We start from the raw sequence: 26,826 nt of genomic DNA, 5'->3' as shown, positions 1-26,826 counted from the left end.
CGGTTGCTCCATACCTGAGAGGGATTCAGGTGAAGCAGAGTGCAGTTTCAGAGCGAGCGAACGCTGGGGAATCTGCTGAGATGCCTTTACGAGTGCCATCCTTCCGGGGATCTCGAGAGCTTGTCGTCGCAATTGCTGCAGATTCTCGGCTCTGCATCGGCGAATGGCGAAATCCGCACCCAAGGCAATCCCTGGTGTGTCGACGATGTGGTGCTGATTACCTACGCCGACACAGTCGTTGAGGACGATCAGCCGGCCTTGGTGAGTCTTCGCACCTTTTTGAATTGCCATCTCTCAGAGTTCGCCGCCGTTCTCCACGTGTTGCCGTTCCTGGAGGCCTCAAGCGATGGCGGATTCGCGGTGGCCAGTCACGAACGTCTGGAGGAACGCCATGGTGATTGGAGCGACCTGGCGGAGCTTGCGCAGGGGCGCAGGTTGATGGCTGATCTGGTCTTGAACCATGTGTCGGCCTCCCATCCCTGGGTGCGCCAGTTCTTGCGCGATCAGGAGCCGGGTCGGTTCTGCGTGTTGGAAGCGGGTCCTGATCCCTGTTGGGACAACGTGGTGCGTCCCCGCAGTTCCGCCCTGTTCACCAAGCTCCAGGGTCCGATCAGCATGCGTGAGGTTTGGACCACATTTGGGCCCGATCAGGTGGATGTGGACTGGCGCCATCCCGAGGTGCTGCTTGGATTCACCCGTCTGCTCGCTCGCATGGTGACCCATGGGGTGGGCTGGATCCGTCTGGATGCGGTGGGCTTCGTCTGGAAAGAGCCCAACACCACCTGCATCCACCTGCCGCAAGCCCACCAGCTGGTGGAACTCCTGCGTCAGTTGCTCACGATCGCTTGCGCAAACGGGGTGGTGGTCACGGAAACGAATGTTCCAGAGCAGGAGAATCTCTCGTATCTGCGCACGGGGCGAGAGGCCCATCTGGCCTATAACTTTCCCCTGCCACCGTTGCTGCTTGAGGCGGCTGTCAGTGGCTCCGCTGATTTGCTCAATCGTTGGCTGTCGCGCTGGCCGTCGCTGCCGGAGTCGACGGCGTTGCTCAATTTCACCGCCTGTCATGACGGCGTGGGGCTGAGACCGCTGGAGGGATTGATGCCGCCGTCACGGCTCAGGGAGCTGCTGATCGCCTGCGAGCAGCGCGGGGGTCTGGTGAGCCATCGCCGCTTGGCCGATGGTTCTGAGGTGCCTTACGAGATCAACATCAGTTGGTGGAGCGCCATGGCCGATGGCGGCCTCGACCCCAGCTACCGGCAGAGGGAACGCTTTCTGCTCACCCAGTTGATGGTGCTTGCTCTGCCTGGGGTGCCGGCCATCTACCTGCCGGCTCTGCTCGCCACCGCCAATGACCTCGGTCGCTTCAGGCGCACGGGGCACCGGCGCGATCTCAACCGACCCCAGTTCACACGCCGGTCCGTGGAGCGTCGTCTGCAGGATCCAGACAGCGACGCCGCAGCCGTTGTCACGGTGCTGAAGCAGGCACTCGCGGTGCGGGCAAGGCAGCCGGCGCTGCATCCGGATGGTCAGCTGGAGGTGCTGAGCCCAGACCGGGAGGATCGTGTTGTGCTGCATCGATCCCATGCAGGCCATCACCTCTTGGCGGTGCATAACGTCACATCGACCCGTCTCAGCCTGGATCCCTCCGGACTGCTCGACCAGGAGGAGGCCTCCCCGTGGGTCGATTGCCTCAGTGGCCGCACCCTGGAGCCCCGCAAACGCCATCTGTTGAACCCTTATGAAGTGCTCTGGCTGGTGAGGTCATGACGACAACCCTGAGGCGTCAGTGGTGGGTGGTCACTGACCTTGATGGCACCTTGATGGACCATCGCTACGACTGGACACCAGCCCTGGGCACGATTCGGCTGCTGCAGCGACGGGGGATTCCCCTCATTCCCTGTACGAGCAAAACAGCGGAAGAAGTCCGTCGTTTCCGCGAACAGACCGGACTGCGGGATCCGTTCATCGTCGAGAACGGGGGAGCCATCCATGGTGAGAACGCCGATGGGAGCCCCTGGCAGCAGAGGCTCGGTCCGTCATGGCAGGAGCTGCGCCCCCAGCTCGACGGTTTGGCGCGTGACCTGGGGCAACCGCTGCAGGCGCTGGATGATCTCAGTGATCAGGAGGCCGATCGCTTGCTGGGCCTGGGTGGGGAAGCCCTGCAACAGGCTCAGCGCCGGGCCTGCAGTGTGCCGTTTGTGTCTCCGCCGGATGGTGAGTCCCGCAGGCGCCTGCAACAGCTGGCGCAGGCCCGTGAGCTTGCGGTGGTGCAGGGCAATCGCCTGGGGCATCTGCTGGGAGCCGACGTCAGCAAAGGCCGGGCACTCGCGGTGCTGAAGCAGCGCCAGGGGGCCTCTGACGTGGCTGTTCTGGCTTTGGGAGATTCGCCTAATGACCTTCCTTTGCTGCATGCCGGCGACCGCTCGATCGTGGTGCCAGGGGTGGACGGACCGCATCCCGCCCTCCAGGCCGGCCTGGCGGAGGGTCGTTTCCAGTTGGCACCAGCTCCCCATGCCCATGGGTGGTCTGCAGCCGTTGAGCATTGGCTCCCCAGACTTCTCGATGACCTGGATCAGGTGGATTGAGGGCTGCCTGTCGGTTCCGTCAGCGGCGTGAGCGCATGGGGTGAGGCATCCTTCAGCGCACTGTTCACCGCCAGAGGCATCACCGCTATAGCCAGCCCAGCCAGCACGGCGAGGTGCCAGCCCATGGGTAATTCCAGGGGCTGGCCCGTGCTGAACAGCTCCATATCGAGAATCAACAGGCCGAGATACAGCGCCCACCACAGACCGCTTGTCAGCTCAATCGGCTGGCCTTTCCAGGCGTTGCTGAGGGCGTAGATCAGGCTGGGAACCGCAATCACCAGCACGGCTCCCTCCAAAGCCTCCCGCCCGCTCCAGCTCGTCGCCCAGGTAGCCATCACGAAAGCCATGCCGCTGAGCAGCCAGGGGCAGGGAATCTGAAAGCGTCTTGGGGCGTTGGGCAGTTGGCGGCGCAGGGCGAGCAGGCTCACCGGGCCCATGGCCAGGGCAATGATCAAGGTGGAGGTGAGGAAGCTGACCACCTCCTGCCAGCTCGGCGCCACCCAGAGAAGGATGGTGCTGATCACCAGGCTGCTGATCAGCGACCAGTGGGGGACCCCCCGACGGTTCAACCGCCCGAGCGCATTTGGGAGCAGTCGGCACTCTCCCATCATCCAGCTCACCCGTGCGGAAATTCCCAGGTAGGCCATGCCAGTGGCACCGGGGGAGGCCACGGCATCGATGAGCAGGAGGGTGGCCACCCAGCCCAGGCCCAGACCCGTGGCCAGCGCCACGAGCGGCCCACCATGGGCACTGAGGTTTAGACGGCTCCAACCCTGCTGCAAGGCCTCCGGTGGGACGCTGACGAGAAAGCCGAGCTGCAGGACGAGATAAATCAGCAAGCACAGGCCCAGGCCCACTCCCATGGCCAGGGGCACATTGCGCTGGGGATTGCGCACTTCCCCGGCGAGGTCCATCGCCGTGCGGAAACCCAGCAGGCTGAACAACACGCCGCCGCTGCCGATGGCATCCACCAGCGTGTTTTGTTGCTCTGGGACCGGGAGTTGCAGATTGCCCCAGTGGCCTGCAATCAGCATCAGGCTGATGGAGACCAGCAGGGGAACCACCAGCTTCCAGAGGGTGAGGCCATCGATCCAGCGCGCCAGTTGGCTGATGCCTGCAAGGTTGATCCAGGTGAACAGCACCAGCAGGGCTACCGCCACAAGCTGGCCGACACCTGTGAGGGCTTGGGAGCTGCCCACATCGCGGGTGAGCCAGGGCAGCACGCTTGAGAGGTACTGGAGCAGGGCCAGCACTTCAATCGAGGGCAGCGACACGTAGGAGATCCAAGCGCTCCAACCGCCAATGAATCCCGACAGGCGCCCGTGGCTGAGCAGGGGCAGCTGGGCGAGGGCTCCGGAGCTGTTCACCAGAGCGCCCAGCTCCGCGAACACCAGCGCCAGGAGAAAGGCCATCACTCCACCGATCACCCAGGCCAGCAGGCTTGCCGGGCCGGCGATGCGGGCACAGAAGTAGGGAGCGAACAGCCAGCCTGAGCCGATGGTGCCGGTCACCACCGTGAGGATCAGAGAGTTGACGCCCAGGTCGCGTTTGAGAGTGGCTGCCAAGGGTGATGTGTCGCGGGAGTCTGCGTTGGCAAAAGGTTGGCAGAGGCCACGGCGCGGCGCACACATGGGGCCAAAGCACGTTCTCGTGTGAATTGCGTCACGTACCTAACGCGATTACGTACCGTCTAGCCCTTCAAGAGCGCGCCCCACAGCTCTTCGGCCTGCGTTGTGGTTGTTAATGCATGGCGATCCACAGCGCTCACCACGCGGCAATCGAGGCTGTTGATCAGCAGCCAGCAGTCACCAGGTTCCGGTTGGGCATGGATCGAGGCTTCCTGGGCAAGTTCGTGTTTGAGCAGTTGTGCACGCATCACCCCTGGTAAGCAACCACTGCTTAGGGGTGGTGTGAGCCATTGGCCTTGGCGCTGCACCAGCAGATTGGCGGTGCTCCCGCAGCACAGTTCGCCTGTGGTGCTAAGCAACAGGCCTTCATCGGCGCCGTGCTCGATTGCTTCACGGCGGGCCTGAATCGCTTGGCCGTAGGCGAAGGTTTTGCAATGGCTCAGGCGGCTGGTGGCGTTGCGCCGTTCATGGCGACTGATCCAGGTGCGCACGGCCGCGAAGCTGGGCTGATGCGCACTGAGGGTGAACCAGAAGCGATGCAGGGCAGGATCCGGTTCACCCGCGGGCACCTGAATGCCTCGGGCCGCAGCACCATCGCGGCTCCAGTTCAAGCGCAGGGCTCCATGGCGCTCGATTGTGTTGCGACTGCGGGCGGTTGCGCTGTGATCATTGAGCCCACCGAGCTGAATCGCTTCGCGTAGCAGAGGGCCGAGCACCTCCAGGCTCGGTGGTGGTGCCATGCCCAGGGTTGTCGCACCATCCCGCCAGCGGGCATGGTGCGCCTGCAGCAGTTGGGGTTCACCTCCGCGAATCAACACCGTTTCGAACACGCCGTCAGCCAGCTGCAAGCCGCGGTCGCTCAAGGGCAGCTTGAGCTCTGAGGGATCTCCCCATGTGCCATTGATCCAGGCCAGCGTGCTGCTCATGCCAGCGCCTCCAGCAGGGGCAGCAGTTTCCAGTCGAGTTCCTCGGCTTCCGCCTCAGGATCGGAGTCGGCCACGATGCCGCAGCCGGCATGCAAGCGCAGGTCAGCGTTTTTGCGCAGCAGGGTGCGGATCAGGATGTTGCTGTCGAAGCGGCCATCCCAGTCGATGTGCAGGATCGAGCCGCAGTAGGGGCCACGGCCCAGAGGCTCCAACTCCTGCAGGCGCTGGCAGGCGCGCAGCTTGGGAGCGCCTGTGATCGAGCCCCCCGGCCAGCTGGCTTCCAGCAGATCCACCCAGGTGCTGCCAGCGCGCAACTGCCCGGTCACCACTGAGGTGAGGTGATGCACCCGTGCATAACTCTCCAGGCGCACCAGATCGGGCACTTGCACGGATCCCGGCACGCACACCCGGCCGAGATCGTTGCGCAGCAGATCCACGATCATCACGTTCTCAGCGCGGTCTTTGGCGCTGCACACCAGCTCGGCCGCCAGGTCATCGTCGATGTGTGGATCGGGATGGCGTGGACGGGTGCCCTTGATCGGTCGGGTTTGCACGGCTCCATCCGGCATCACTTCCAGAAACCGCTCCGGTGAGGTGGACAGCACGGCCTCGCCGGCGGCGGCGCCACTGCCGATCAGCACACCGCTGAACGGGGCGGGGCATCGATCGCGCAAGCGTTGGTAGAGCGCCAGGTTGCCCATGGGTTCCGGGAGCGTTGCACTCGCACAGGCGGTGAGGTTGGCCTGGAAGAGATCCCCGCTGGCGATCAGCTCACGGATGCGCAGAACCCCGGCCTTGAAGGCGTCGCGGTCGCTGTGGCGGTGCCAGCGGCAACCCAGGGGCTGCTTCGCACTGGCGTCGGATGGTGTGGTCTTGATGGGCTGGGTTTCCAGCAGGTGCGCCATCGCCGCATGGCGGGAGGGGTCGATGCCTTCCAGGTGCAGCGCTCTGGCCTGCAGGTCGAAGCGCAGAACGGGATCGTGGCGGGCGATCCAGAGGCTGGCCATCGGGTCCCGGCTCCAGGGGTTGCCAGGCTCGGTCCAGGCGGCGGCGTCGTAACTCAGCCAGCCCGTCCAGTGCCCTGGGCTCAGCTCCCGCAGGGCAGAAAAGGGGTTGGTGGCCTCAGGATCCCCAGGCAGGCCGCGGCAGCAGTGCTGCTCCAGTGGATCCGCCGCCAGGGTGATGCGCCCGCCAAGTTCGCCGCCATCGCCGTCCAGCCAGATCAGGCCCTCCTCGCCGTAGAGGCAGGCCAGAACAGCGGCGACGTCAGCCGGTTCACGCCAGGGCAAGCGCTTGCGCAGCAGTGTCATCGGCTGGCGCTGCTGCAGAGATCAGGGCGACCGGCAGCCTGCAGCGCGGCATCGCGGATCCGGCAGCTGTCGCACACGCCGCAGGGGTGATCACCGCCGCTGTAACAGCTCCAGCTGCGTTCGATCGGGACCCCCAGGCGTAGTGCTTCCTCCACAATTTTTTGCTTGCTCCACTCCACCAGTGGTGCCCACAGCCGTGGGCCCCGTCCTTCGCGGCCCACCTTGCTGCTCAGATCCGCCAAGGTCTGAAAGGCATCCAGGTAGTCCGGCCGGCAGTCGGGGTACCCCGAGTAGTCCACGGCATTGACGCCCAGCACCAGGCGATCGGCGCCGCGGGCTTCGGCCAGGCTCAGCCCGATGCTGATGAACACCGTGTTGCGGCCGGGCACATAGGTGCTGGGAATCACCCCGTCCTGCACGCCATCAACCGGAAGGGCTTGGGCGCTGTCGGTGAGCGAGGACCCTCCCCAGCTCGCCAGGTTCACGCTGATCGTGTGGTGCTCCGCCAGGTTGAGGGCTTCAGCAATGGCTGCTGCCGCCTGCAGTTCGCGGCGGTGGCGCTGGCCGTAATCGAACGACAGGCCGATCACGCGACAGCCGGCTTCCTGCGCTAGCGCAGCGGCAGTGGCGGAGTCGAGCCCTCCGGAGAGCAGGGCAATCGCGGTTGAATCGGTCATGCTGGGCATTCTGTTGCCGTTCTGGTGTCGACGATGGCGTTCTCACAGTCTCTGACGACGATCTCCGGGGCTTGTGCCGGTGCCTCCGTGATCCTGATGAGTGCTCTGACGCCTGTGGCAGCCATCCCGCGCTTGGATCTGAGCGGCTATCCCGCACCGGCACCGGGCCTGCAGCGCTGGGTGATCCAGCCATCCGGACTGCTGCCCAAGACCAGCGATCCGTTGGTTTCAGCCCATCCCCTCGACTGGCGCATTCAGTTGATCGTGGGCGAGGAGGTGACCTTGGATTGCAACCTTCAGCGCTTGTCCGGTCCTGGGATGACCATGCGCATGCTGCCCCAGGCATCGGGCAAGGCCCTGTTTGAAGTGAAGGGACCGTTGCGCCTGATCAGCACCAAAAAAGCCTGCCCACCGGGTGCGCCCGAGAAACGCTCGTTCCTCTCCCTCGGCCTGCAGCCCTATCTGGTGCCCTACAACCCCTCATGGCCGATCGTGGTGGATCTGCCAAAGGGTGCCGAATTGCGTTGGCGCCTTTGGAAGGCGGAAACCCGCCAGCAGAAGGCTGTGCAACGTTGAAGGCTCCCTTTGGACTCAGTGAATGAAGGGCTTAGAGCTGCCTCAGAGAATCGGTCTTGCTTTGGAATGTATTCAGCAGAAGCTGCAGATAGCTGACGCTGCGCAACTTGATATTGGCCGTTAACGACATGCCCACTTGCAGGGGCAATTCCTTGCCGTCGTTGAGTTTGAGTTGCTGGCTATCAAGTTTGATCACTGCTGGGTAGGTGTATTCCTGACGCATCTGCTGGGGGTCAGGGGCCAAGGCATCCGAGCCAACCGATTGCACGGTTCCAGCCAGTACGCCGAAGTCTGTGGCCGGGAAAGAATCGATGCTGATATCGGCCGGTTGGCCAGGGCGTACGAAACCGATCTTGTTGCTGGGGATCTCCACATCGGCTTCCAAGGTGTTGAAGGGAACCACCTTCAAGGCCACTTCTGAAGACATGGCCTGGGAGACAAACCCAGGGTTGTTGAGTTTGAGATCAAACACGATTCCATCCACCGGTGCGCGCAGGGTCTGGTTTTTGTTGGTGACCCGCACATCGGTGAGGTTTGCGTTCAGTTGGGCCCGCTCACTGCGCAGACCCGCCAGCTCAGCATTGAGTTGTTCAACCTGCTGATCGATCTGGTTGATCTGGCGGCGTCCATCCAGTTTCCGCTTGGTGAGCTCACCCTTGAGCTCCTGCACCTTGTTGCGCTGCTGCAGGTATTGAATGTCTTGGATGCCGCCCTCCTTGGCCAGGCTTTCCAGGCGCGAGAGGATCTCCTGCTCCAATGCAAGATTCGCTTGGGTTGTGGCGATCTGCTCCCGGTTCAGCTCTTCGGTGCGAACACGCTCCAGTTTCTTGAGCTGCAACTGCTGCTCCTTCTGACCGATTTGGGTGGTTTTTTCCTCCAGTCCTTGGGTGAGTGATTTCAGCTGTTCAGCGGTACTTTCCTGATCGAGGCGGATCAAGGCCTGGCCTTTGCTCACCCGCTGGCCACTCTTCACCAGGATCTCTTCCACCACGCCACCGGGAGGAATGCGCACGTCTTTCACGTTGCCCACCGGTTCCAGTTTGCCTGTGGCCACCACCACTTCCTCAGTGCGGGCAACGGCGAGCCAGCCAATGCCCAGTGCGGTGGTGCCAATCAGGGTCCAGGTCACCGTCTTCATCCAGAAGCGGCTTTGCTGCAGCACGTTTTCCTGGTCGGAAATTGTGGTGATGCGGCTTTCAAGGGCTGAGCGGGCCTGCTTCACCAGCTTCCCGGCGGGGCTGGACTGCTCCTGATCGTCCGGTCCGTTGTTCGGATTCATGGTCATCTCAGCTGGCCTCCTGCTGGCGATAAAGGGCGTAGTAACGACCGCGACGGTCCATCAATTCATCGTGAGTTCCCTGTTCCACCACGGCTCCTTGGTGCATCACCACAATCAGGTCGGCCCGGCGCACGGTGGACAGACGGTGGGTGATGAAGAAAACGGTGCAATCGTGCAGGGCCTGGATCAGGTTGTCGCACACCTTGCGTTCGGTTTCGTAGTCGAGGGCGCTGGTGGCTTCGTCCATCACCAGCAGCTTGGGATTGGCCAGCAGGGTTCGGGCGATGGCAATCCGCTGGCGTTGGCCACCGCTGAGGGAGGCGCCCCGCTCGCCCACCGGTGTGCTGTAACCGGCAGGCAGTTCCATGATGAAATCGTGGGCACAGGCCACTTTTGCGGCCAGCACGATCTCTTCACTGGAGGCATCCGGTTGGGTCAGGGCGATGTTCTCGTTCACGTTGCCTGAGAACAACAGGGGATCCTGGGGAACGATGCCGATCTGACGACGCAGCGAATACAGCTCCACTTTGTCGATGTCATAGCCGTCGATCAGGATGCGGCCCTGGTCCGGTGAATACAGCCGCGGAAGCAACTTCATCAGGGTGCTTTTGCCGCTGCCGCTCTGTCCCACGATCCCCACGAAGGTGCCGGCTTTGATCTGCAAGGAAACGTCGTGGAGCACCGGTGGTGTGCCGGGACTGAAGCCGAACGAGAGGTTGTCGAAGCTCACGGCGCCCTCGATCGGCGGCAGGGGCACCTTGGCTTTGTCCTGATCGTCTGATTCCTGAGGGGTGTCGATCACATCCGCCAGGCGCTCAAAACTCACCCGCAGTTCCTGGATCGTTTGCCAGATCGAGGACAGGCGCAGCAGTGGTTGGGTGACGTAGCCGGAGATGATGCGGAAGGCGATCAGCTGACCAAGGGTGAGATCGCCAGACAGCACCAGGGTGGCGCCCACCCACAGCACAAGCAGCTGGGAGATCTTCTGGAGCACCTGGGAGGTCTGGCTCAGGGCCGTGCCGGTAATGGTCTTTTCGAAACTGCGGCTGATGTACTTGCCGTAGCGCTCCTGCCAGGTCCAGCGGCTGATCATTTCCACGTTCTGACTTTTCACCGTTTGGATTCCGGTGAGCACCTCAACCAAATGGCTTTGGGTGGAGGCGTTGGCCTCGGCGGCCTTGCGGTACTGGCGCCGGAACAGTGGGGCTCCCAGCAAGGTGAGTCCCACCTGGATGGGCAGAACCGCCAGGGCGATCAGGGTGAGAAGCCAGCTGTAAATCAGCATCACCACGATGTAGATCAGCGAGAACGCTGCATCCAGAACGGTGGTGAGGGCCTGGCCGGTGAGGAAGTTGCGGATCTTCTCCAGCTCACTGATCCGCGACCCGAGCTCACCCACCGGGCGCCGGTCGAAATAGCCGAGGGGAAGGCGTAACAGGTGGTCGATCACCTCCGCACCCAGTCGCTGGTCGATGCGATTGGTGGTTTCTGAGAACAGATAGGTTTTCAAACTGCCGAGAACCCCCTCCAGCAGGGTGACGGCCACCAGGGCAAAGCCCAGCACCTGCAGGGTGTCCAGGCTGCGTTGAGAGATCACCTTGTCGATGATCACCTGAATCAGCAGTGGGTTGGCCAGGGTGAACAGCTGCACCACGAAGCTGGCGGTCAACACCTGGATCAGCACTCCGCGGTAGCGCTTCAGGGCTGGCCAGAACCAGGACGGGCCGAAGGTCTGCTCCGGTGTGGTGCTGGTGCGATCCAGCAGCAGCAAATCGATGCCTTCGGGGAATGCGGTGTCGAGTTGCTCGGCATCCAGTTCCACGAATCCCTGGCTGGGGGAAGCGAGCACCAGTCCGCGTTGATCGCTGCGAACAGCGAGGGCAAACGCGTCACCCCAGGGCACCAGGGTGGGAGTTTGCAGGCGCAGTCCCATCCGAGCGGCCACCTTGGCGCCAGAGACATGCAGCCCCAGCCCTGCAGCGATCTGTCCGCAAAGCCTGAGGGTGGGGGTTTGTCCCCGGCGCAGCTGATCGCGCAGCACCCGCTCGATGGCATCACGCCGGAACGGAAGCTTCATCAGCTTCGTGAGCATCTGGAAACAGGCCAGGGTCTCCTCCACCACCCCCTCGCCCGCCACGAAGAAATCGCGGTTGTCCGTGCCTGGTTGATTGAAGCGGCTGACCGGCGGGCGCAGGGGAGCCTGGGGGATGTCGCTTCGGCTCAGGGCGCTGCCTGGGGATGGACTGACCACCTCCGCTTCGAGCACATCGTCAGCTGCAGCATCGGCCTCAAGGTCCTGCAACGCTGTTGCTGGAAGGGCAATCAGGCGCAGGGGCCAGCCGTGGCGGTCCGCTGGAAGGGCTGCGATCGCGTCAGCGTCCCGCAGTTCATCGCCGCTGGCAGCGAGATCTGGATTCTCTGGGCTGCTGGAGAGGAACAGGCGCTTCTGCGCGCTCAGTGCTGATTGCACCGCTGCGCGATCGGAGGCCTCGAGGATGTGGGCCAATGGCAGCAGTTCACGCAGCCAGCTGCTGAGGGGGCGGGATTGCTTGGGGGACTGGTTCAGCAAGCTCTGCAGCAGAGCAGCGAGCTCCGCTTCCCAGAGGTGATGACGGCAGCTGGCGGCAACGGCAGCGTCGCCTTGCATCAGCTCGAGAATCTGGTCATCGCTCAGGCTGCGTGCAATCAGCTCCGACGCGGCGCGGACGTCTTCACAGCCGGCACCGCGCAGCAGCGAGGCCACACCGATCACACTGCCGGCTTCCAGTTTCGCCAGAGTGCTGAGGCGACCGCCCTGCTCACCGAGCAGCCTGGCATTGCCGCTTTCGATCAGGAGAACCTGACCGGGGATGAAGCGGCTTTCGCAGAGCGGTTGGCCGAGCTCGTAGCGCTGTGCTTCCCCCAGCTCCAGAAATTTGGCGCGCAGGGCACCGAGTCCGTTTGACGTTGCGGGTTCCAGGGTGAAGAGGTTGCAGCGCTTTTATTCTTGCGGAATTAAGAGCGTTGTCATGACTGACTTCGTCTCAATCTGCAACCAGTTCTGAAGCAGCTCCGCCGCCATGCGCTGACGCATGGTTTCGTCGAAGCTGGCTTCGTGGCGCTCCTCCAGGCGGGTGACCACCCACCACTGTTCAATCAGCATGGGCTCCAGCACCACGCCGGGTGTGGCTGTGCGCAAAACCGTGCGCAGTAGGGGATGGGCCCGCATCAGGCTGGCAGGCCCGACCCGACCACTGCTGCTTTTTTCAGGCCCCTCACTGTGATCCTTGGCCAGGCTTTCAAAACTGGCTTCCCCAGCTTCCAGCTGCAGATACAGCTCATGGGCCATGCCGGAGTCTTTCACGCGCAGCAGGCTGTAGGTCGCCTGATCCAAGGCTTCTTTGCGCTGCAGAAAACGCGCCTCGGCCTGAAGCCCGAACCAGTCGAGAGACAGCTTGGATAATTTCAGGGGCAGGCTGAGTTGATGGAGCAATTCCTCCCTGCTCAGGTGGCGCTCCTCGAGCCAGTTGTTCAGGGCGGCTTCGTCTTGGAGTTGCTCCTGCCGGCAATGGTTGATCAGCGCCTTCTTCACCAGCTCATCCGGTGGGGTGAGCTCTGCGGTTGCCTGTTCCATCAACTGGCGGCGTACCAGCGAGTGCAGGAGGTCGCTGCGGCGAAGCAGATCGAGGGTGTCCGCACCGAGGGCGGCGAGGGAGGCCTGAACGGCTGGCTGGAGATCATCCATGGGCAGAACCTAGCGGGGCAGAAGCGGGGCAAGATCCAGGGCGTAGGCCTGCCGTCCCTGCAGGCGTCGCAGTTCCACGTGCAGATGGTCGGTGCTGGCTGATCCGCTGCGGCCAACGTGGCCGATGCGTTCGCCGGCCCGCACGAGCTGACCGGGTTGCACACTTGCTGTTTGCAGGTGGGCGTACACCGTCTGCCAGCCCCGGCCGTGCTCGATCAGAATCGTGAGGCCATAGCCACTGATCGTCTGGGCCAGATGCACCCGGCCGGAGAGCATGGCGAGCACGGGTGTGGCAGCCGGAGCGATCAGATCGTGCCCAACGTGCATGCGCCAACGCTGGCGCTGCTCTGAATAACGCCAGCCATAGGGCTGCCCTTCGTCAGCGCGCTGCGCGAGGGGGTATCGGAGCTGCAGCGACTCCCCCGGCCGGAAGGGTCTGTGGGAAGGAGGCAGTTGCCGGGGCCGCGCGGAACGCAGTAGCGCCAGGTTGGAGACCCCTGTGCGCTTCGGCACCCGTTGCGGGGGCTGCGGTTGTGCGTGCCCGAGCTGCCCCTGGCCGCTGGCCAGCATCAGGGCCATGAGCAGGGCCACGCGCATCGGGGCATCTGGAGTTGATGACCTGCCGGTTGTATCGGCTCAACGCACCCCCAGCCACTTGTGACTTTGCAGGCTGAGCCGCCAACGGCCATCGCGGCGTGCTGCATCAAGCGCCAGCTGTTGTCCTTCAACGCTCTCCCATCCGGGTTGCAGCAGCCAGGCGGCTTGCGGCGCCTGCGCGGACAGCACCTCAGCGAACAGCAGGTCGGCAGGTTCATGCACCACCACTTTCAGTTCATGGCAGCGGCTGAGCAGCTCGGCCCGGGGAGGTGCGTGCCGTTTTGGCGAAAGGGTGATCCAGTCGGGATTGCCACTGAGCGGGTCGACCCCGCTGGTTTCCAGATGCAAAGGCAGCCCGCAGATTTTGCGCAGGGTTTGCGCGAGGGCGTCGAGGTTGTGGTGCAGCGGTTCGCCGCCGGTGATCACCACAAAGGCTGCGCCGTCGCTGGCTGCTGCTGCTGCCTCAGTGGCGATGCTGTGCAGGGTGCGCGCTGGATGGGACTCAGCGGGCCAGGAGTGTTTGGTGTCGCACCAGCTGCAGCCCACGCTGCACCCCGCCAGGCGGATGAAGAAGGCACTGCGGCCAGCATGAAGACCCTCTCCTTGAAGGGAGTGGAAGGTCTCCACCACTGGGAGAGAGGCGGAGGCCGGCGGGTCCTGACTCACGCCGTGGCCTTGATTTCGCTGGGACTGTTGGGCAGTCGTTGTTGGGCGGCTTCGATCAGGCCGCGAAACAGAGGATGGGGCTGGCCTGGCCGCGAGAGGAATTCCGGGTGGTACTGGCAAGCCGTGAAGAACGGATGCTCCGGCAGTTCGATCAGTTCCACCAGGCGACCGTCGGGGGAGCTGCCGCTGATCCGATAGCCCGACTCAAGAAAGAGATTGCGGTAGGCGTTGTTGAACTCGTAGCGATGGCGGTGGCGTTCGTACACCACCTCATCGCCATAGAGCCGATCGGCCATCGAGCCTTCGGCGATGCGGCAGGGGTACACCCCGAGGCGCATGGTGCCGCCCAGGTCCACCACGTCCTGCTGTTCCGGCAGGAGGTGAATCACCGGATGGCTGGTGCCCGGCTCCAGTTCAGCGCTGGTGGCATCGGTTAAGCCAGCCAGGTTGCGGGCCCATTCGATTACCGCGCATTGCATGCCCAGGCACAACCCCAGGAAGGGAATGCGTTGTTCCCTGGCCCAGCGGATTGCCGCCACCTTGCCATCCACGCCACGGTTGCCGAAGCCGCCTGGCACCACCACAGCATCCATGCCATGCAGCAGGGCATCAGCGCCGCGGTTTTCGATCTCTTCGGCGCACACCCAGTGCAGATCGAGGGATGCATCCTGGGCGAGGCAAGCGTGGCGCAGGGCTTCCACCACCGAGAGATAGGCGTCATTGAGCTGCACGTATTTGCCCACCAGGGCCACCTTCACCGCCGGGCCAGGGTTGCGCATCTTGTGCACCAGCTGCTGCCAGGCACGCATGTCACTGTCGTGGTCGGTGAGATTGAGCACATCCAGCACTTCCCGGCACAGCCCCTGTTCTTCGAGGGTCTGGGGGACGGCGTAAATGCTGTCGGCATCAAGAGAGGGGATCACCGCCCGTTCGTGCACACCACAGAATCCGCCGATTTTGCGTTTGAGTTCTGCGTTGATCTCTCGGTCGCTGCGGCACACCAGCACATCCGGCTGGATGCCGATCGAGCGCAGCTCTTTCACCGAGTGCTGGGTGGGTTTGGTCTTCAGTTCGCCTGAGGTGCCGATGTAGGGCAGCAAGGTCACATGGATGTAGGCCAGATCGTGGCGACCCACATCGCCCCTGAATTCGCGAATGGCCTCGAGGAAGGGCAGAGATTCAATGTCACCCACGGTGCCGCCGATTTCTGTGATCACCACATCGGCGTTGCTGTTGGAGGCCACGCGGTGAATGCGTTCGCGGATCTCGCCTGTGATGTGCGGGATCACCTGCACGGTGCCGCCGTTGTAATCGCCCCGGCGCTCCTTGTTGATCACCGACTGATAGATCGAGCCTGTGGTCACGCTGTTCAGGCGTGACATCGCCGTGTCGGTGAAGCGTTCGTAGTGGCCGAGATCGAGATCGGTTTCAGCGCCATCCTCGGTGACAAACACCTCACCGTGCTGATACGGGCTCATGGTGCCCGGATCCACATTCAGGTAAGGATCCAGCTTCAGGATCGACACGCTGTAGCCGCGTGATTTCAGCAAGCGCCCCAGGCTGGCCGCCACGATGCCCTTGCCGATGCTGGACACCACTCCACCGGTGACGAAGACGAACTTGGCCATGACCCCCCGGGTGACTCTTCAATGTACCGAGCACCCCAAGGGCTGAGGACCCCCCTCCGGCTCAACCCTCCAGCAGGCTGCGCAACATCCAGGCGGTTTTCTCGTGGATCTGCAGGCGCTGGGTGAGCAAATCGGCTGTGGGTTCATCACTGGCAGCTTCCACCAGCGGGAACACGCTGCGGGCTGTGCGGGCCACGGCTTCGTGGCCGGCCACTAACTCGCTCACCATGTCGAGCGCTGCCGGTTTCTGTTCGGCTTCCTTGATCGAAGCCAGGCCGGCCAGGGTGGAGCCGCCGTGGGGTGCGACCACGCCCAGCGCCCGGATGCGCTCGGCGATCACATCGAGAGCATTCCAGAGTTCGGTGTACTGCTCCATGAACATCAGGTGCAGGGTGTTGAACATGGGGCCGGTCACGTTCCAGTGGAAACCGTGGGTTTTGCCGTAGAGCACGTAGGTATCGGCAAGCAAACGGCTGAGCCCTTCGGCGATCTCGTTGCGTTGGGCTTCGGAGATCCCGATGTTGATGGAAGGCGTGCTGGCCATGGTGATAACAGCGATAGGGCGTTTCTAGCTCAGGAATCCAGCCCCTGGATGTAGTCGCGCACCTTGGAGCGGCGCTGGGGTTGCCTCAGTTTGAGCAGAGCGCGCGTTTCGATCTGACGCACGCGTTCGCGGGAGAGAGCCATGGCCTCGCCGATTTCGGCCAGGGTGCGCGGTGTGTCGTCTTCCAGTCCGAAGCGACTGCGGATCACCTCGGCTTCCCGCGGGTTCAACTCATCCAGCAGATGTTCGAGGTCATCGTGGAGCGCGTCTCGGGTGAGGGTCTGCTCTGGTGTCGCATGCCCATCTTCGAGCAAGTCTCCGAGCTGGGTGTCCTGGTCTTTGCCCACGCGGGTCTCCAGCGACACCGAACGGGGCACTCTGGCCAGGGTCTGGCGCACCGTGTCTTCACTGACCCCAAGCTCTTTGGCCAGGTCGCTCACGGAGGCGAGACGCCCCTGCTCACTGGCGATCTCCTGCTGGACACGCTTGATCCGGTTGAGCTTTTCGGTGATGTGTACCGGCAGCCGGATCGTGCGGCTTTGGGTGGCGATGGCCCGGGTGGTGCCCTGGCGAATCCACCAGTAGGCATAGGTGCTGAAGCGAAAGCCGCGGGTGGGATCAAACTTCTCCACGGCTCTCTCCAGTCCGAGGGTGCCCTCCTGCACCAGATCCAGGAGTTCCATTCCGCGCTGTTGGTATTTCTTGGCAACGGCCACCACCAGGCGCAGATTGGCCTGGATCATCCGGTCTCGGGCCCGGCGACCTTCGCGCAGGCGGCGTTGCAGTTCCTTCGCCTCCAGACCACTCTCCTCCGCCCAGAGGGTGTACCCCTCGTTCAGCACTCGGTTGAGTTCAACCAGGGGCATCTCGGCCGCCCGGGCCCATTCCTGCCGGGTTGGCCAGTGGCTGATGTGATTGGCTTCGCGTTGTTGCAGTTCCTCGAGATCCAGCAGCACCCGGATTGCGGCGATGCGGGTGCTGAGATCACGCTCCTGCACGAGTAGACGCTCGCGCTGCTGAACCTGGCGGGAGAGGGTCACTTCCTCTTCGCTGGTGAGCAGATCGACGCGGCCGATGTCCTGGAGGTAAAGACGCAGCAAGTCGTTGCCGCCGCTCCAGCGGATCGGGGCTTTCCCCGTCGTTCGAGCCTTCTCAGACAATGAACCGGTACTGACGGTATGCAGTCAGGTTCAGTTGTTTTGCTGGCAAGTGCCCCGAACCGCCGGTTTCTGTTCGGGTTCTAGTTGGAGTCTTCTTCGGTTGGATCCACCCAAGTGCTGGCCACATGCAGCTCCTCCAGCTGCTTGTCCGCGACCCCGCCTGGGGCATTGGTCATCAGGCAGCGAGCCTGCTGGGTCTTGGGGAAGGCGATGGTGTCGCGGATCGATTCCTCACCCGCGAGCAGCATCACCATCCGGTCCACACCAAAGGCCAGACCGCCGTGGGGAGGCGCACCCACATCGAGGGCATCCATCAGGAAGCCGAACTGCTCCTGGGCCTCCTCGAGCGGCAAGCCAACGGTCTGAAGCACCTGACGTTGCAATGCGGAGTCGTGGATGCGCAGGGAGCCGCCGCCGAGCTCCAGGCCATTGAGCACCAGGTCGTAGGCCTGGGCCCGGGCACCCGGCAGGGTGTCGGCCCACTGGGAGGCATCACTGCCGAGATCCTCGGCATTGGGGGCGCAGAAGGGGTGGTGCAGCGCTTCGTAGCGGTTCTCATCGCTGTTGAATTCGAACATCGGGAAATCCACCACCCAGAGGAAGTTCCACTGGTCGTTGTCGCGGTCGGCCTTGACCATGCCTAGCTCCTTGGCCAGGTACTGGCGCACCCGGTCGAGGGCCTTGTTCACTGTGGCGGTGTCGCCGGCGCCGAACAGCAGCAGGGTGCCGGGTTCCGCGCCGGTGCGGCTGAGCAGCTCTTGCTTCTGTTCGTCACTGAGGTTGTCCTTGATCGCGCCGATGGTGTCGATTTCGCCGCCGTCGCGCACGCGGATGAAGGCCAGGCCGCCGGCGCCGGCTTTCTGGGCTTCACTGAACACATCGCCGCCCGGCTTGATTCGCACATTGGAAAGGGCCTCGTTGCCCCCGGGAACGGCGATGCACTTCACTGCGCCGCCGTTCTTCACGGCGCCGCTGAACACCTTGAAGCCCATGTCCTTGACGATGTCGCTCACGTTGGTGAGCTCCATGCCGTAGCGGGTGTCGGGCCGGTCGGTGCCATAGCGCTCCATGGCGTCATGCCAGGTCATGCGCGGGAAGGGCCTGGGCAGGTCGATGCCTTTCACCGCTTTCCAGATCGAACAAATCAGGGATTCATTCAGCTGCAGGATCTCCTCTTGATCCATGAAGCTCATCTCGATGTCCAGCTGGGTGAATTCCGGCTGGCGGTCGGCGCGCAGGTCTTCGTCGCGGAAACAACGGGCCACCTGGTAGTAACGCTCAATGCCGCCCACCATCAGCAGTTGCTTGAACAGCTGCGGCGACTGGGGCAGGGCAAACCATTCACCGCCGCAGACGCGGCTGGGCAGCACATAGTCGCGGGCGCCTTCGGGGGTGGAGCGGGTGAGAACCGGAGTCTCCACCTCGATGAAGCCTTCGTCTTCAAGGAAGCGACGGGCGGCCTGAATCGTCTGGGCCCGCAGGCGCAGGTTGTCGTTCATGCGCTTGCGGCGCAGATCCAGATAGCGATGGCGCAGCCGCAGCTCCTCGCGGGTGTTTTCCTCGTCGTGCACTGACACGGGGAAGGGCAGGTTGCCCTTCACGCTGTTGAGCACGGTGATGCCGCTGGCCAGCACCTCCACCGCGCCCGTGGCCAATTTCTCGTTGAGTGATTCAGCGGGGCGAGCCCGCACCTTGCCGCTGATCTGCAGCACGGTTTCGCTGCGCAGGTGTTCGGCGACGGCGAAAGCCTCAGCTCCCAGATCGGGATCCACCGTGATCTGCACGGTGCCGGTGCGATCGCGCAGGTCGATGAAGATCACCCCGCCATGGTCACGGCGCCGGTCCACCCAGCCGCACAGTTGCACGCTGTTGTCGATGTGCTCTTTGCGCAGGTCGCCGCAACCGTTGCTGCGCATGGGATCTCTCAACTCGTGACAGGAGATTTTCCCACAGCCCAGGCTTCTTCAGGGATGGCGGTAAAACGGGCGCCTCACGACCGTGGCGGCCTGAACCTGCCCGCGGATCTCAACGCCGAGCTCTTGCCCCACCTTGGCGAGGGCGGTGGGTACATAGGCGAGGGCAATCGCTTCCTGGAGGGTGGGCGACCAGCTGCCGCTGGTGATCGCCCCCGCCTGTTCACCGTTATGGATCACCGGATAACCATGGCGAGCAATGGCCCGTCCTTTCAGCTTCAGACCGACCAGTCGCCGGGATGGACCGCTGTCTGCAGCGCGCTCGAGTGCCGCACGGCCGGTAAAGGTTGATGGCATTTCCAGGTGCACGAGCCAGCCCAGGCCGGCCTCAAATGGCGTGGTGTCAGCGTCCATGTCTTGGCCGTAGAGATGCATGGCGGCCTCGAGGCGAAGGGTGTCCCGTGCACCGAGGCCGCAGGGGGTCACCCCGTCAGCCACCAGTCGGTTCCAGAGGTTGCGTCCGTCCTCACGTGCGAGCAGCAGCTCCACGCCGTCCTCCCCGGTGTATCCGGTTCGTGCACAGAACACAGGACGGGACAACCCTGTGAGATCCAGCATGCGATGGGCGAAGCGGGGCAGCGCGTGCAGGTCGACACCGCTCAGCTGCTCCATCCGTGCCAAGGCTTCAGGGCCTTGGAGGGCCAGCAAAATGCCATCGCCCTTCTCATCGGTGACCTTTAGGCCCTGAGGCGTGAGCTGTTCGCTGATCCAGGCGGTATCGGCTGCCGCGCAAGCGGCATTGATCACCACGATCAAACTGGCTTCTCCCTGGTCGCTGTTCGTTTGCCCCAGGTCGTAAACGATCAGGTCGTCGCGGATCCCTCCGGACTCGTTGAGCAGCACGGAATAACAGGCCTGCCCCGGGCCGATGCGGTGCAGGTCTGTCGGTACGAGGGTTTGGAGGGCGTCCTTGGGGTTGCTGCCCTCAATGCGCAGCACGCCCATGTGGGAGATGTCGAAGAGTCCCACCCTCTGCCGCACGGCTGTGTGCTCAGCGACCAGTCCCGAAAATTGCACGGGCATCTCCCAGCCGGCGAAGGGCACCATGCGCCCGCCAGTGGTCACGCAGAGGTCATGGAGCGGTGTGCGATGCAGATCCATGCCGGTTGAGCCTCTGGGGAAAGGTTGGGCCGAATCCTATGGAGGCCTACGGAATTGCGTCGGAAGTGGAAGCAAAGCCGCAGATTGTCCTTGTTTGCTGGACCGCTTTCACAAGCGTCCGTATCTTTAGCTCTCCTTTCAGGTGGTGTGATCCTGAAATCACAGTCCTGCCAGTCTTGCGCGCACTGCGCTTCAGCGATGGCGCATCAAGGGGGGTGGTGCCGCTTGCGCCATCTGCCTGTGCATGCTGAGCTGGCACGCCTGGTTTGGTGCCATCACTGGACGGCGCAACAGCCATCGCTGCCTGAGTTGAAGCCAGGAGACGCCCATCGTCCCAGGGGTGATCGCCAGCTTGACCTTGGCACGTCCGTTGAGGGAGAAGCCTTTTCGTTGAATTCTTCGGGCTTGCTTTAAAAAAAGAATAATTGTCTCGCCAGAGACATTCTTCGTGGATCGCTCACCACACAATGGATGATGATCTGTTGTGATTTCTGTTGCCAGCAACGACGTCCATGCCGACTGCTGTGCAGCTGATTGCTGAGCATCGCAATCACGATGAACTGATCCTGCCAACGGGAAGTTGGCTCTTCAGTCGCGGTACCTTCGCCAGCTCGATCTACGCGATTGAGCGCGGTCTCGTCGAACTCACGAGCGGCGGGCGCGATCGTTTGCGCTACGGCGATGGTGAGGTGTTTTTCTTTGAGGATCTCCTCGCTGAGAGGCAGCGTCACAGCCGAACAGCGACGGCGATCACGCCGGTTCATGCCTTCTCGCTTGATCGCAACAGCTTCATGGAGCTGATCCATCAACACCCAACCCTGGTGCTCACCCTGTTGGGCCGGCAGCACGCCAGGCTCAGGGAGCAGCGCCTGGATGCAGCTCACTTTTATTGAGTCATTAAGAGCAGCAAACTCCGGGTGACCTTGGCTGCCAGCACACTGCTGATCCCGCTGGGATCGAGCTGAGGCGCGAGTTCAACAACGTCTGCGGCCATAAGATTGTGGTGTTGCAGCGCATCGACCAGCGCAGCGAAGTCAGGCCAGGTGAACCCCCCGGGTTCAGGTGTCCCCGTGCCTGGCATCACGGCAGGGTCGAACCAGTCGAGATCCACAGTGAGATAGATCGGCCGTCCGCGCAGAGCGCTGAGCCTCTGATGCAGCTGATGCAGAGGAACCAAGCGGCTGCTGCGATGCAGTTCTGAAAATTCATCCGCCGTTCCGCTGCGGATGGCGATTTGCAGCAGGTCTTCACTGGGCAGCACCTCCAGGCAGCGGCGCATGGCGCAGGCATGGCTGTGGCTTGCGCCCAGCCAGGTCTGCCTGAGATCGGCATGGGCATCCAGTTGCACCAGCACCAAATCAGGATGCTCCCTGGCCACAGCCGCGACGGCGCCGGAGGTGATGGAGTGTTCCCCACCGAGCATCAGCGGTTTAAGGCCCAGGGCAAGAATCCTGGCCGTTGCCTGTTCAACGGCCTGCACGACGGGCTCGGGTGCTCCATAGGCGATGTTGAGCGCGCCGAGATCGGCGTAGGCCAGGGTGTCGAGGTCTCGATCGAGCTGCGGGCAGTACGTCTCCAGGCCGGAACTGACCTCTCGGATCGCGGCAGGGCCGAACCGGGTTCCAGGGCGGAATGATGTGGTGCCGTCGTAGGGCACGCCGAACACACCGACCTGACAGTCGGATGGATCGCGGCGAGCGCCCATGAAGATCGCTCCGTCTTGGTCAAACATCTCCTCAGCCCCAACGCTGTCCAATCCGTTGGTTGTCATGCGCTGAGCTCCCTTTCGATGCTGGCGGGGATGGCTTCAAAGGCTCCCGCCTGCCAGCGTGGACTCCAGATGTCGCAGCCTGGGCCGATCGCTGCGGCGCGTTCGGGATCGGGGCTGCGGTAGCGAGGACCGTCGCTAGCCGCGAAGGTCCAGCTCCACCAGCCGCTGGGGTACATGGGGACCCAGCCATAGAGAGGGTCGGCATGACCGAACACCTCACGCAGCATGCGCACGGTGTCGATGTGAACCGCGCGGAACGCTTCGGGTGATTCGCTTTGGGTTGCGAACACTCCGCCGGGTTTGAGAATGCGGCGGCAGTGCTGGAAGAAGCTGCGGTTGAACAGCCCCTCCGCCGGCCCCGCCGGATCGGAACCATCCACCAGCACCACGTCGTAGCTGGCGTCTGAAGCCTCACCCACCCAGGCGATTCCATCTCCCACGGTGAGCTGAAAACGCGGGTCGCTCCAGCATCCCCCGCCGATGGCCGCCAGGTGTTTCTGGCTGAGCTCCACAACGCGACCATCAATTTCAACAAGATCGACGTGCTTCACCGCGTGATGACGCAGGCATTCACGGGCCGTTCCGCCATCGCCACCGCCAATGACGAGGACCCGATCAATGGAGCGGGCCGCACAGAGGGCGGGATGGACCAGGGGCTCGTGATAGTGGCGCTCCTGATGTTCGGCTGTCATCCAGCAGCCATCGAGCAGGAGGCCGTTCCCGTAGCGATGGCTATGGATCACCGTGATGCGCTGAATGGCGCTTTGTTCGTCAGCAATCACGTCGCCTTGGAGTCCGTAGCGCACCCCGTTGTGGTGTTCGTCGATCCAGCCGCTTGCTGTTGAGGGGGCTTCGCTCATGATCTGGCGCCCAGGGTTTCCTGCTTCCAGCTAAGGGCACGACGGGTTTGCCATGCCTAAGCCGCGGCTGCAGACTGATGGCCATGTCTTGGGCCGTGTTGTGGGTGTTGTCCAGCGGTTTTTATCGATTTTCAAGGACACCCGGGCGTGTCTGGACCCACTTCGCTTTGACGATCCAGTGGCGTTGCGCACGAACTGGACGCCTGTTGTGCATGGCGGAAACAACTTTTGCACCCATCGCTTGCAGTTCAAAAGCGGGCTAACGAGTTCCTCTGTCACCTTTCGGACCACCCCCGCCATGGTGGCGTTCTGCCTGGTGTTTCTCGTTGGCGGAGTGGGTGTTGCGGTAGCAATCTTGATGACGAGCTTTGGCATTGGCATGCCTGTCTCACCGGGGATCTTGGTGGCGCTGGCGGTTGCTGGTGGTGGTGGCCTGATGCTCAAACGAGCGCGGGCTCACGAGGCCAGTTTTGATCGGACGTCGGGCCAGTGCAGGGTGCGAGCGAAGAACTACTCGATCCGCGAGGTGCACGCGTTGCAGTTGCTGCGGGAAACGGTGCGGGGCAACGATTCCAACTATCACAGTTATGAGTTGAATCTCGTGTTTCGGGATGGCAGTCGCAGCAATGTGACCGATCACGGTGCCCTCTCAGCGATTCGCAGGGATGCCAGTGCGCTTGCGGACTATCTGCAAATCCCCGTCTGGGATGCCATTGATTTCAGGCTTCCCGAGCATCTGCGCAACGGCGGTGCTGATCCCAAGCTCGATCTGCTTAGAAACAATCTGGGCCTGTAAGGGGAGGTCAGTTGCTTTGGTTCAGGAGCTGCGGATCAATGAGCGCCTGGTGATTCCTGCTGCCGAACTGCAGTGGCGCTTCTCCCGCGCATCGGGGCCTGGAGGGCAGGGGGTGAACACCACCGACTCCAGGGTTGAGTTGCTGTTTGATGTGGACGGCTCCCGGGTGCTGGGTCCGTTTCGTCGGGCGCGTTTGAGGGAGCAGCTGGCGTCTCGTTTGCAGGATGGTTGCCTCAGGGTTGTGGTGGCGGAGGAGCGATCGCAGTGGCAAAACCGTCAGCGGGCGATGGCGCGTCTGGCGGATTGGTTGCGCGAGGGCCTGAAGCCTCCCCCGCCCCAACGCCGTGCCACGCGCCCTGGGCGTGCAGCTGTGAAACGCCGGCTCGATGCCAAGGGCCGGCGCAGCGAGCTCAAGCGCCGCCGACAAGCGCGTCCATCGGCGGACGACTGAGTGAATCCACGGATGGATTGCTGGTTATGGCCAGGTTAAGGTTTCGGTAGGAGTGATTGAGTTATGCCGAGTACTGGCAACAAGCGACCGTTGGCTGATCTTCTTGCTCTGCTTGAAATCGAGGAGAGGGCGAGGTGCTGCTCCACGCGGGCCCATGCCCAGTTGCTGATCAGGGAGGCCGATGAGGTCAAGCGTTCGCTCTGGGGTTCCCAAGCAAGATCTGCCAACACGCATTTCTGATGCCATCCAGCATCAACCCTGCCTACGGTCCAGTCACTGGCCAGCCGCAGTGTGCAGATCCGTCGCGACACCATCGGACTGACCGTGGATGGGAGCTTGATGCGCCTTTATGTCGCCCAGCCCCAGCCCGAGGGGTGTTGGCCTGGCTTGCTTTTTTATTCCGATATTTACCAGCTCGGTGATCCGATCACGCGCTTGGCGGATCGCCTCGCGGGGTATGGCTACGTGGTGGCCGCTCCTGAGATCTTCCATCGCCGTGAACCGATCGGTGCGGTGATCAAGCCCGATGCCACCGGTCGGCTGCGGGGGAATGACAACGCCAGAAACACGCCCACTGCTGCGTTTGATGCGGATGCCGCTGCTGTTCTCGATTGGCTGACGGATCAGGCCGCTGTGGATGCTGCCCGCCTGGGAGCTGTGGGCTTCTGCATCGGTGGACACCTGGCCTTTCGAGCCGCCCTGCGGCCTCAAGTGCGGGCGACGGCCTGCATCTATCCCACGGGGCTCCAGGATGGGGTGCTGGGCTCAGACCGAGCCGACTCCCTCCAGCGTGCTGCCGAGATCCAGGGGGCCTTGCTCACGATCTTCGGCAGCCTTGACCCCCATGTGCCGGAGCCGGCCCGCGAGGCGATCCTCGCTGCGTTCGCTGCAGTGCCTGGCCTGCGGCAGACAACCCGTCTCTATGAGGCGAATCACACCTTCATGCGTGATGACGGTGAACGTTGGGATCCCCAGTGTTCAGACCATGCCTGGGGGGACGTGATCGCCTTTCTCCAGACGGAGCTGGGTTGAAGGTGATCAAGACGACTGGGTGTTTTCAGCGCGGATCGCAGCCTTCGCTTGCTGCCACAGAGCCTCGAGCTCCTGGATGCTCCGTCCTTGCAGATCTCCATTCAGGGCGCTCTCAACCCGGGAGAAACGATCCAGGAAGCGCTGATTGGTTGCGGCCAGCCCCTCCTCAGGATCAAGGCCGCACCAGCGGGCCACATTCACAAGGGTGAACAGCACATCGCCGAGCTCATCTTGAGCATGGCGGCGGTCCCCCGAGGCGATGGCCTCCTTGAGCTCATCGAGCTCCTCCTGCACCTTCCCCCACACGCCGTCGATGGCATCCCACTCGAAACCGGCCTTGGCGGCCTTGCGCGAGATGGTCATGGCAGCGGCCAGGGCCGGTTGCCCTCGCACCTTGCCGGCCAGTTGATCGCTCAGCGGGCTGGAGGATTGCTCCCCTCCCGATTGTTCCGCCCGTTCGGCGGCCTTGATGGCCTCCCAGCTCAAGCGCACGGCCTCAGTGTTTTCCGCTCGGGCCTCGCCGAACACGTGGGGATGGCGGCGGATCAGTTTGTCGCTGATGGTCGTGGCGATGGCATCGAGATCAAAGCGGTTGTTTTCTGCGCCGATGCGGGCGTGCAGCACCACCTGCAGCAGCAGATCGCCAAGTTCTTCTTTCAGATGCCGGTCGTCGCCATGGCGGATGGCGTCAGCCACCTCATGGGCTTCCTCCAGGACGTAGGGCACCAGGGAGGCATGGGTCTGCTCCAGGTCCCAGGGGCACCCGTTCACTGGATCCCGCAGGCGTGCCACCACGCTTTCGAGGTAGCGCAGGGGATCCTGATCACCAGGAACCGTGGCGTGCTGGGCCATGGAGTCTGTCGGCGTCTGGCGCCACCCTCTCACCGGCGCCGTCTGTGCCGCCAGCGTCGGGGCCATTCAGCGGGCAGAGGATCCCCGTCGAGGATCAGATGCAGCCAAACACTCGTTTCCAGCCCCAGCAGAACGGCCAGCAGGGGGTCGGGATGCTTCTGCAGCCATGCAAGAACCAGCGGAAGTGCTTCGCTGGGTGTGGGGTAAGACCAGCCGGGGAGGGCGCTGAGTGTGAACCAAGCCACCATCACAACGGTTTGCATCCAGGCCAGCCGTAGCCCTGTGCCGATCAACGGGCCATGGGAGAACAGTGATCGATGGGGGATCAGCGTCCGGTAAGGACGCCAGATCCAGCCCAGGGGGCCCCACCGCTTCAGGGCCCTGGAGCGAGTGTCGAGATCGGGAGAGAGCCAGAGCCCTCCCCAGGCGAAGGCCGCGGCGGTGAGCACGCCCAGACTCCAGCCCAACCAGAACCCCGCGAGCAGGCCCGCGGGGACACAGCCGATCAGCGTGGCGCGGTCATGGTCCCGGCCCAAAGCCATCGCAGTGTTTCATCCGTGACCCAGCCTGCCGCGATCAGGCAGAATCTCAACTCCGGGCGATTAGCTCAGCGGTAGAGCACCTCCCTTACAAGGAGATTGTCGCTGGTTCGATCCCAGCATCGCCCACTTGAATGCAGCGTTTTGC

27 protein-coding genes and 1 tRNA gene are annotated in these 26,826 nt (G+C 63.2%); 10 read left to right on the top strand and 18 right to left on the bottom strand.

Going from position 1 to position 26,826, the window contains the following annotated elements:
* The first annotated feature begins 39 nt into the window (after positions 1–39).
* Together KQ296_RS06545 and KQ296_RS06540 are read left to right on the top strand one after the other, a co-directional pair.
* Positions 40–1,770, top strand: coding sequence for an alpha-amylase family glycosyl hydrolase (locus KQ296_RS06545; protein WP_011934359.1), 1,731 nt, complete (start codon positions 40–42; stop codon positions 1,768–1,770).
* Positions 1,767–2,588, top strand: coding sequence for an HAD-IIB family hydrolase (locus KQ296_RS06540; protein ID WP_011934358.1), 822 nt, complete (start codon positions 1,767–1,769; stop codon positions 2,586–2,588). The genes KQ296_RS06545 and KQ296_RS06540 overlap by 4 nt, the downstream gene beginning before the upstream one ends.
* On the opposite strand, the gene KQ296_RS06535 is transcribed toward KQ296_RS06540, so the two are convergent.
* From KQ296_RS06535 to queC, 4 genes are read right to left on the bottom strand one after another with little or no spacing between them, the layout of a single operon-like run.
* A complete protein-coding gene (locus KQ296_RS06535; RefSeq protein WP_011934357.1) occupies positions 2,576–4,219 on the bottom strand; it encodes an APC family permease in 1,644 nt (547 codons plus the stop codon). The two genes, KQ296_RS06540 and KQ296_RS06535, sit on opposite strands and share 13 nt — an antisense overlap.
* Positions 4,220–4,278: 59 nt before the next feature.
* On the bottom strand, positions 4,279–5,142 hold the full coding sequence (locus KQ296_RS06530; protein ID WP_011934356.1) for an aminotransferase class IV: 864 nt from the start codon (positions 5,140–5,142) through the stop codon (positions 4,279–4,281).
* Positions 5,139–6,452, bottom strand: coding sequence for an anthranilate synthase component I family protein (locus KQ296_RS06525; protein ID WP_011934355.1), 1,314 nt, complete (start codon positions 6,450–6,452; stop codon positions 5,139–5,141). The genes KQ296_RS06530 and KQ296_RS06525 overlap by 4 nt, the downstream gene beginning before the upstream one ends.
* On the bottom strand, positions 6,449–7,129 hold the full coding sequence (queC, locus tag KQ296_RS06520; RefSeq protein WP_041428992.1) for a 7-cyano-7-deazaguanine synthase QueC: 681 nt from the start codon (positions 7,127–7,129) through the stop codon (positions 6,449–6,451). Before queC ends, KQ296_RS06525 begins: the two co-directional genes overlap by 4 nt.
* A gap of 33 nt (positions 7,130–7,162) precedes the next feature.
* On the opposite strand from queC, the gene KQ296_RS06515 reads away from it, so the two are divergent.
* Positions 7,163–7,705 carry an ecotin family protein gene (locus tag KQ296_RS06515; protein WP_050815905.1) on the top strand — a complete coding sequence of 181 codons (543 nt, stop codon included), beginning with the start codon at positions 7,163–7,165 and terminating at the stop codon, positions 7,703–7,705.
* A 31-nt stretch (positions 7,706–7,736) separates the two neighbouring features.
* On the opposite strand, the gene KQ296_RS06510 is transcribed toward KQ296_RS06515, so the two are convergent.
* Complete coding sequence (locus KQ296_RS06510) at positions 7,737–8,984, bottom strand: HlyD family secretion protein (protein WP_011934352.1); 1,248 nt, start codon at positions 8,982–8,984, stop codon at positions 7,737–7,739.
* Positions 8,985–8,991: 7 nt separating this feature from the next.
* On the bottom strand, positions 8,992–11,631 hold the full coding sequence (locus KQ296_RS06505) for a peptidase domain-containing ABC transporter (RefSeq protein WP_011934351.1): 2,640 nt from the start codon (positions 11,629–11,631) through the stop codon (positions 8,992–8,994).
* Here KQ296_RS06505 and KQ296_RS06500 point away from each other — a divergent pair.
* On the top strand, positions 11,626–11,928 hold the full coding sequence (locus KQ296_RS06500; protein ID WP_011934350.1) for a hypothetical protein: 303 nt from the start codon (positions 11,626–11,628) through the stop codon (positions 11,926–11,928). The genes KQ296_RS06505 and KQ296_RS06500 overlap by 6 nt on opposite strands.
* 36 nt (positions 11,929–11,964) lie before the next feature.
* Here KQ296_RS06500 and KQ296_RS06495 read toward each other — a convergent pair whose 3' ends face one another.
* From KQ296_RS06495 to gcvT, 8 genes are all read right to left on the bottom strand, one after another.
* Positions 11,965–12,708, bottom strand: coding sequence for a peptidylprolyl isomerase (locus KQ296_RS06495; RefSeq protein WP_011934349.1), 744 nt, complete (start codon positions 12,706–12,708; stop codon positions 11,965–11,967).
* A 9-nt stretch (positions 12,709–12,717) separates the two neighbouring features.
* Positions 12,718–13,305, bottom strand: a complete 588-nt coding sequence (locus KQ296_RS06490) for a M23 family metallopeptidase (RefSeq protein WP_011934348.1) — start codon at positions 13,303–13,305, stop codon at positions 12,718–12,720.
* A gap of 39 nt (positions 13,306–13,344) precedes the next feature.
* Positions 13,345–13,971 (bottom strand): 7-carboxy-7-deazaguanine synthase QueE, encoded by a 627-nt coding sequence (locus tag KQ296_RS06485; protein WP_011934347.1) that lies wholly within the window; start codon positions 13,969–13,971, stop codon positions 13,345–13,347.
* Positions 13,968–15,599 carry a CTP synthase gene (locus KQ296_RS06480; RefSeq protein WP_011934346.1) on the bottom strand — a complete coding sequence of 544 codons (1,632 nt, stop codon included), beginning with the start codon at positions 15,597–15,599 and terminating at the stop codon, positions 13,968–13,970. Before KQ296_RS06480 ends, KQ296_RS06485 begins: the two co-directional genes overlap by 4 nt.
* Positions 15,600–15,660: 61 nt before the next feature.
* A complete protein-coding gene (locus KQ296_RS06475; protein ID WP_011934345.1) occupies positions 15,661–16,143 on the bottom strand; it encodes a Dps family protein in 483 nt (160 codons plus the stop codon).
* Between the two features lie 29 nt (positions 16,144–16,172).
* A complete protein-coding gene (locus tag KQ296_RS06470) occupies positions 16,173–17,303 on the bottom strand; it encodes an RNA polymerase sigma factor, RpoD/SigA family (protein WP_259726413.1) in 1,131 nt (376 codons plus the stop codon).
* A gap of 80 nt (positions 17,304–17,383) precedes the next feature.
* The gene (gene aspS / locus KQ296_RS06465; protein ID WP_011934343.1) at positions 17,384–19,219 is read right to left on the bottom strand and encodes an aspartate--tRNA ligase; all 1,836 of its coding nucleotides are present in this window, start codon (positions 19,217–19,219) and stop codon (positions 17,384–17,386) included.
* A gap of 48 nt (positions 19,220–19,267) precedes the next feature.
* Positions 19,268–20,377: a glycine cleavage system aminomethyltransferase GcvT gene (gene gcvT / locus KQ296_RS06460; RefSeq protein WP_011934342.1), complete on the bottom strand. Its 1,110-nt coding sequence runs from the start codon at positions 20,375–20,377 to the stop codon at positions 19,268–19,270.
* A gap of 198 nt (positions 20,378–20,575) precedes the next feature.
* Between gcvT and KQ296_RS06455 the strand changes: the two genes are divergently transcribed.
* Both KQ296_RS06455 and KQ296_RS06450 read left to right on the top strand, forming a co-directional pair.
* A complete protein-coding gene (locus tag KQ296_RS06455) occupies positions 20,576–20,791 on the top strand; it encodes a hypothetical protein (protein ID WP_011934341.1) in 216 nt (71 codons plus the stop codon).
* Between the two features lie 98 nt (positions 20,792–20,889).
* Positions 20,890–21,270, top strand: a complete 381-nt coding sequence (locus KQ296_RS06450; RefSeq protein WP_011934340.1) for a cyclic nucleotide-binding domain-containing protein — start codon at positions 20,890–20,892, stop codon at positions 21,268–21,270.
* Here the strand turns inward: KQ296_RS06450 and speB are convergent.
* Both speB and speE read right to left on the bottom strand, forming a co-directional pair.
* On the bottom strand, positions 21,264–22,148 hold the full coding sequence (gene speB, locus KQ296_RS06445; RefSeq protein ID WP_011934339.1) for an agmatinase: 885 nt from the start codon (positions 22,146–22,148) through the stop codon (positions 21,264–21,266). The two genes, KQ296_RS06450 and speB, sit on opposite strands and share 7 nt — an antisense overlap.
* On the bottom strand, positions 22,145–23,008 hold the full coding sequence (gene speE / locus KQ296_RS06440) for a polyamine aminopropyltransferase (RefSeq protein ID WP_011934338.1): 864 nt from the start codon (positions 23,006–23,008) through the stop codon (positions 22,145–22,147). Before speE ends, speB begins: the two co-directional genes overlap by 4 nt.
* Positions 23,009–23,060: 52 nt before the next feature.
* On the opposite strand from speE, the gene KQ296_RS06435 reads away from it, so the two are divergent.
* From KQ296_RS06435 to KQ296_RS06425, 3 genes are all read left to right on the top strand, one after another.
* A complete protein-coding gene (locus KQ296_RS06435; RefSeq protein WP_259726412.1) occupies positions 23,061–23,804 on the top strand; it encodes a hypothetical protein in 744 nt (247 codons plus the stop codon).
* A 16-nt stretch (positions 23,805–23,820) separates the two neighbouring features.
* Positions 23,821–24,255 carry an alternative ribosome rescue aminoacyl-tRNA hydrolase ArfB gene (gene arfB / locus KQ296_RS06430; RefSeq protein WP_011934336.1) on the top strand — a complete coding sequence of 145 codons (435 nt, stop codon included), beginning with the start codon at positions 23,821–23,823 and terminating at the stop codon, positions 24,253–24,255.
* A 291-nt stretch (positions 24,256–24,546) separates the two neighbouring features.
* The gene (locus KQ296_RS06425) at positions 24,547–25,287 is read left to right on the top strand and encodes a dienelactone hydrolase family protein (protein ID WP_011934335.1); all 741 of its coding nucleotides are present in this window, start codon (positions 24,547–24,549) and stop codon (positions 25,285–25,287) included.
* 6 nt (positions 25,288–25,293) lie between these two features.
* On the opposite strand, the gene mazG is transcribed toward KQ296_RS06425, so the two are convergent.
* Both mazG and KQ296_RS06415 read right to left on the bottom strand, forming a co-directional pair.
* Positions 25,294–26,139 (bottom strand): nucleoside triphosphate pyrophosphohydrolase, encoded by an 846-nt coding sequence (mazG, locus tag KQ296_RS06420; RefSeq protein WP_011934334.1) that lies wholly within the window; start codon positions 26,137–26,139, stop codon positions 25,294–25,296.
* Between the two features lie 29 nt (positions 26,140–26,168).
* A complete protein-coding gene (locus KQ296_RS06415; RefSeq protein ID WP_011934333.1) occupies positions 26,169–26,681 on the bottom strand; it encodes a metal-binding protein in 513 nt (170 codons plus the stop codon).
* A 54-nt stretch (positions 26,682–26,735) separates the two neighbouring features.
* Between KQ296_RS06415 and KQ296_RS06410 the strand changes: the two genes are divergently transcribed.
* Positions 26,736–26,807 (top strand) — tRNA-Val (locus tag KQ296_RS06410).
* Positions 26,808–26,826: the final 19 nt, after the last annotated feature.

Source organism: Synechococcus sp. CS-197 (assembly GCF_025128215.1).
Classification (GTDB): domain Bacteria; phylum Cyanobacteriota; class Cyanobacteriia; order PCC-6307; family Cyanobiaceae; genus Synechococcus_C.
Note: the sequence above shows the minus strand (reverse complement) of the source record. Positions and strands in the feature narration are given on the sequence as shown.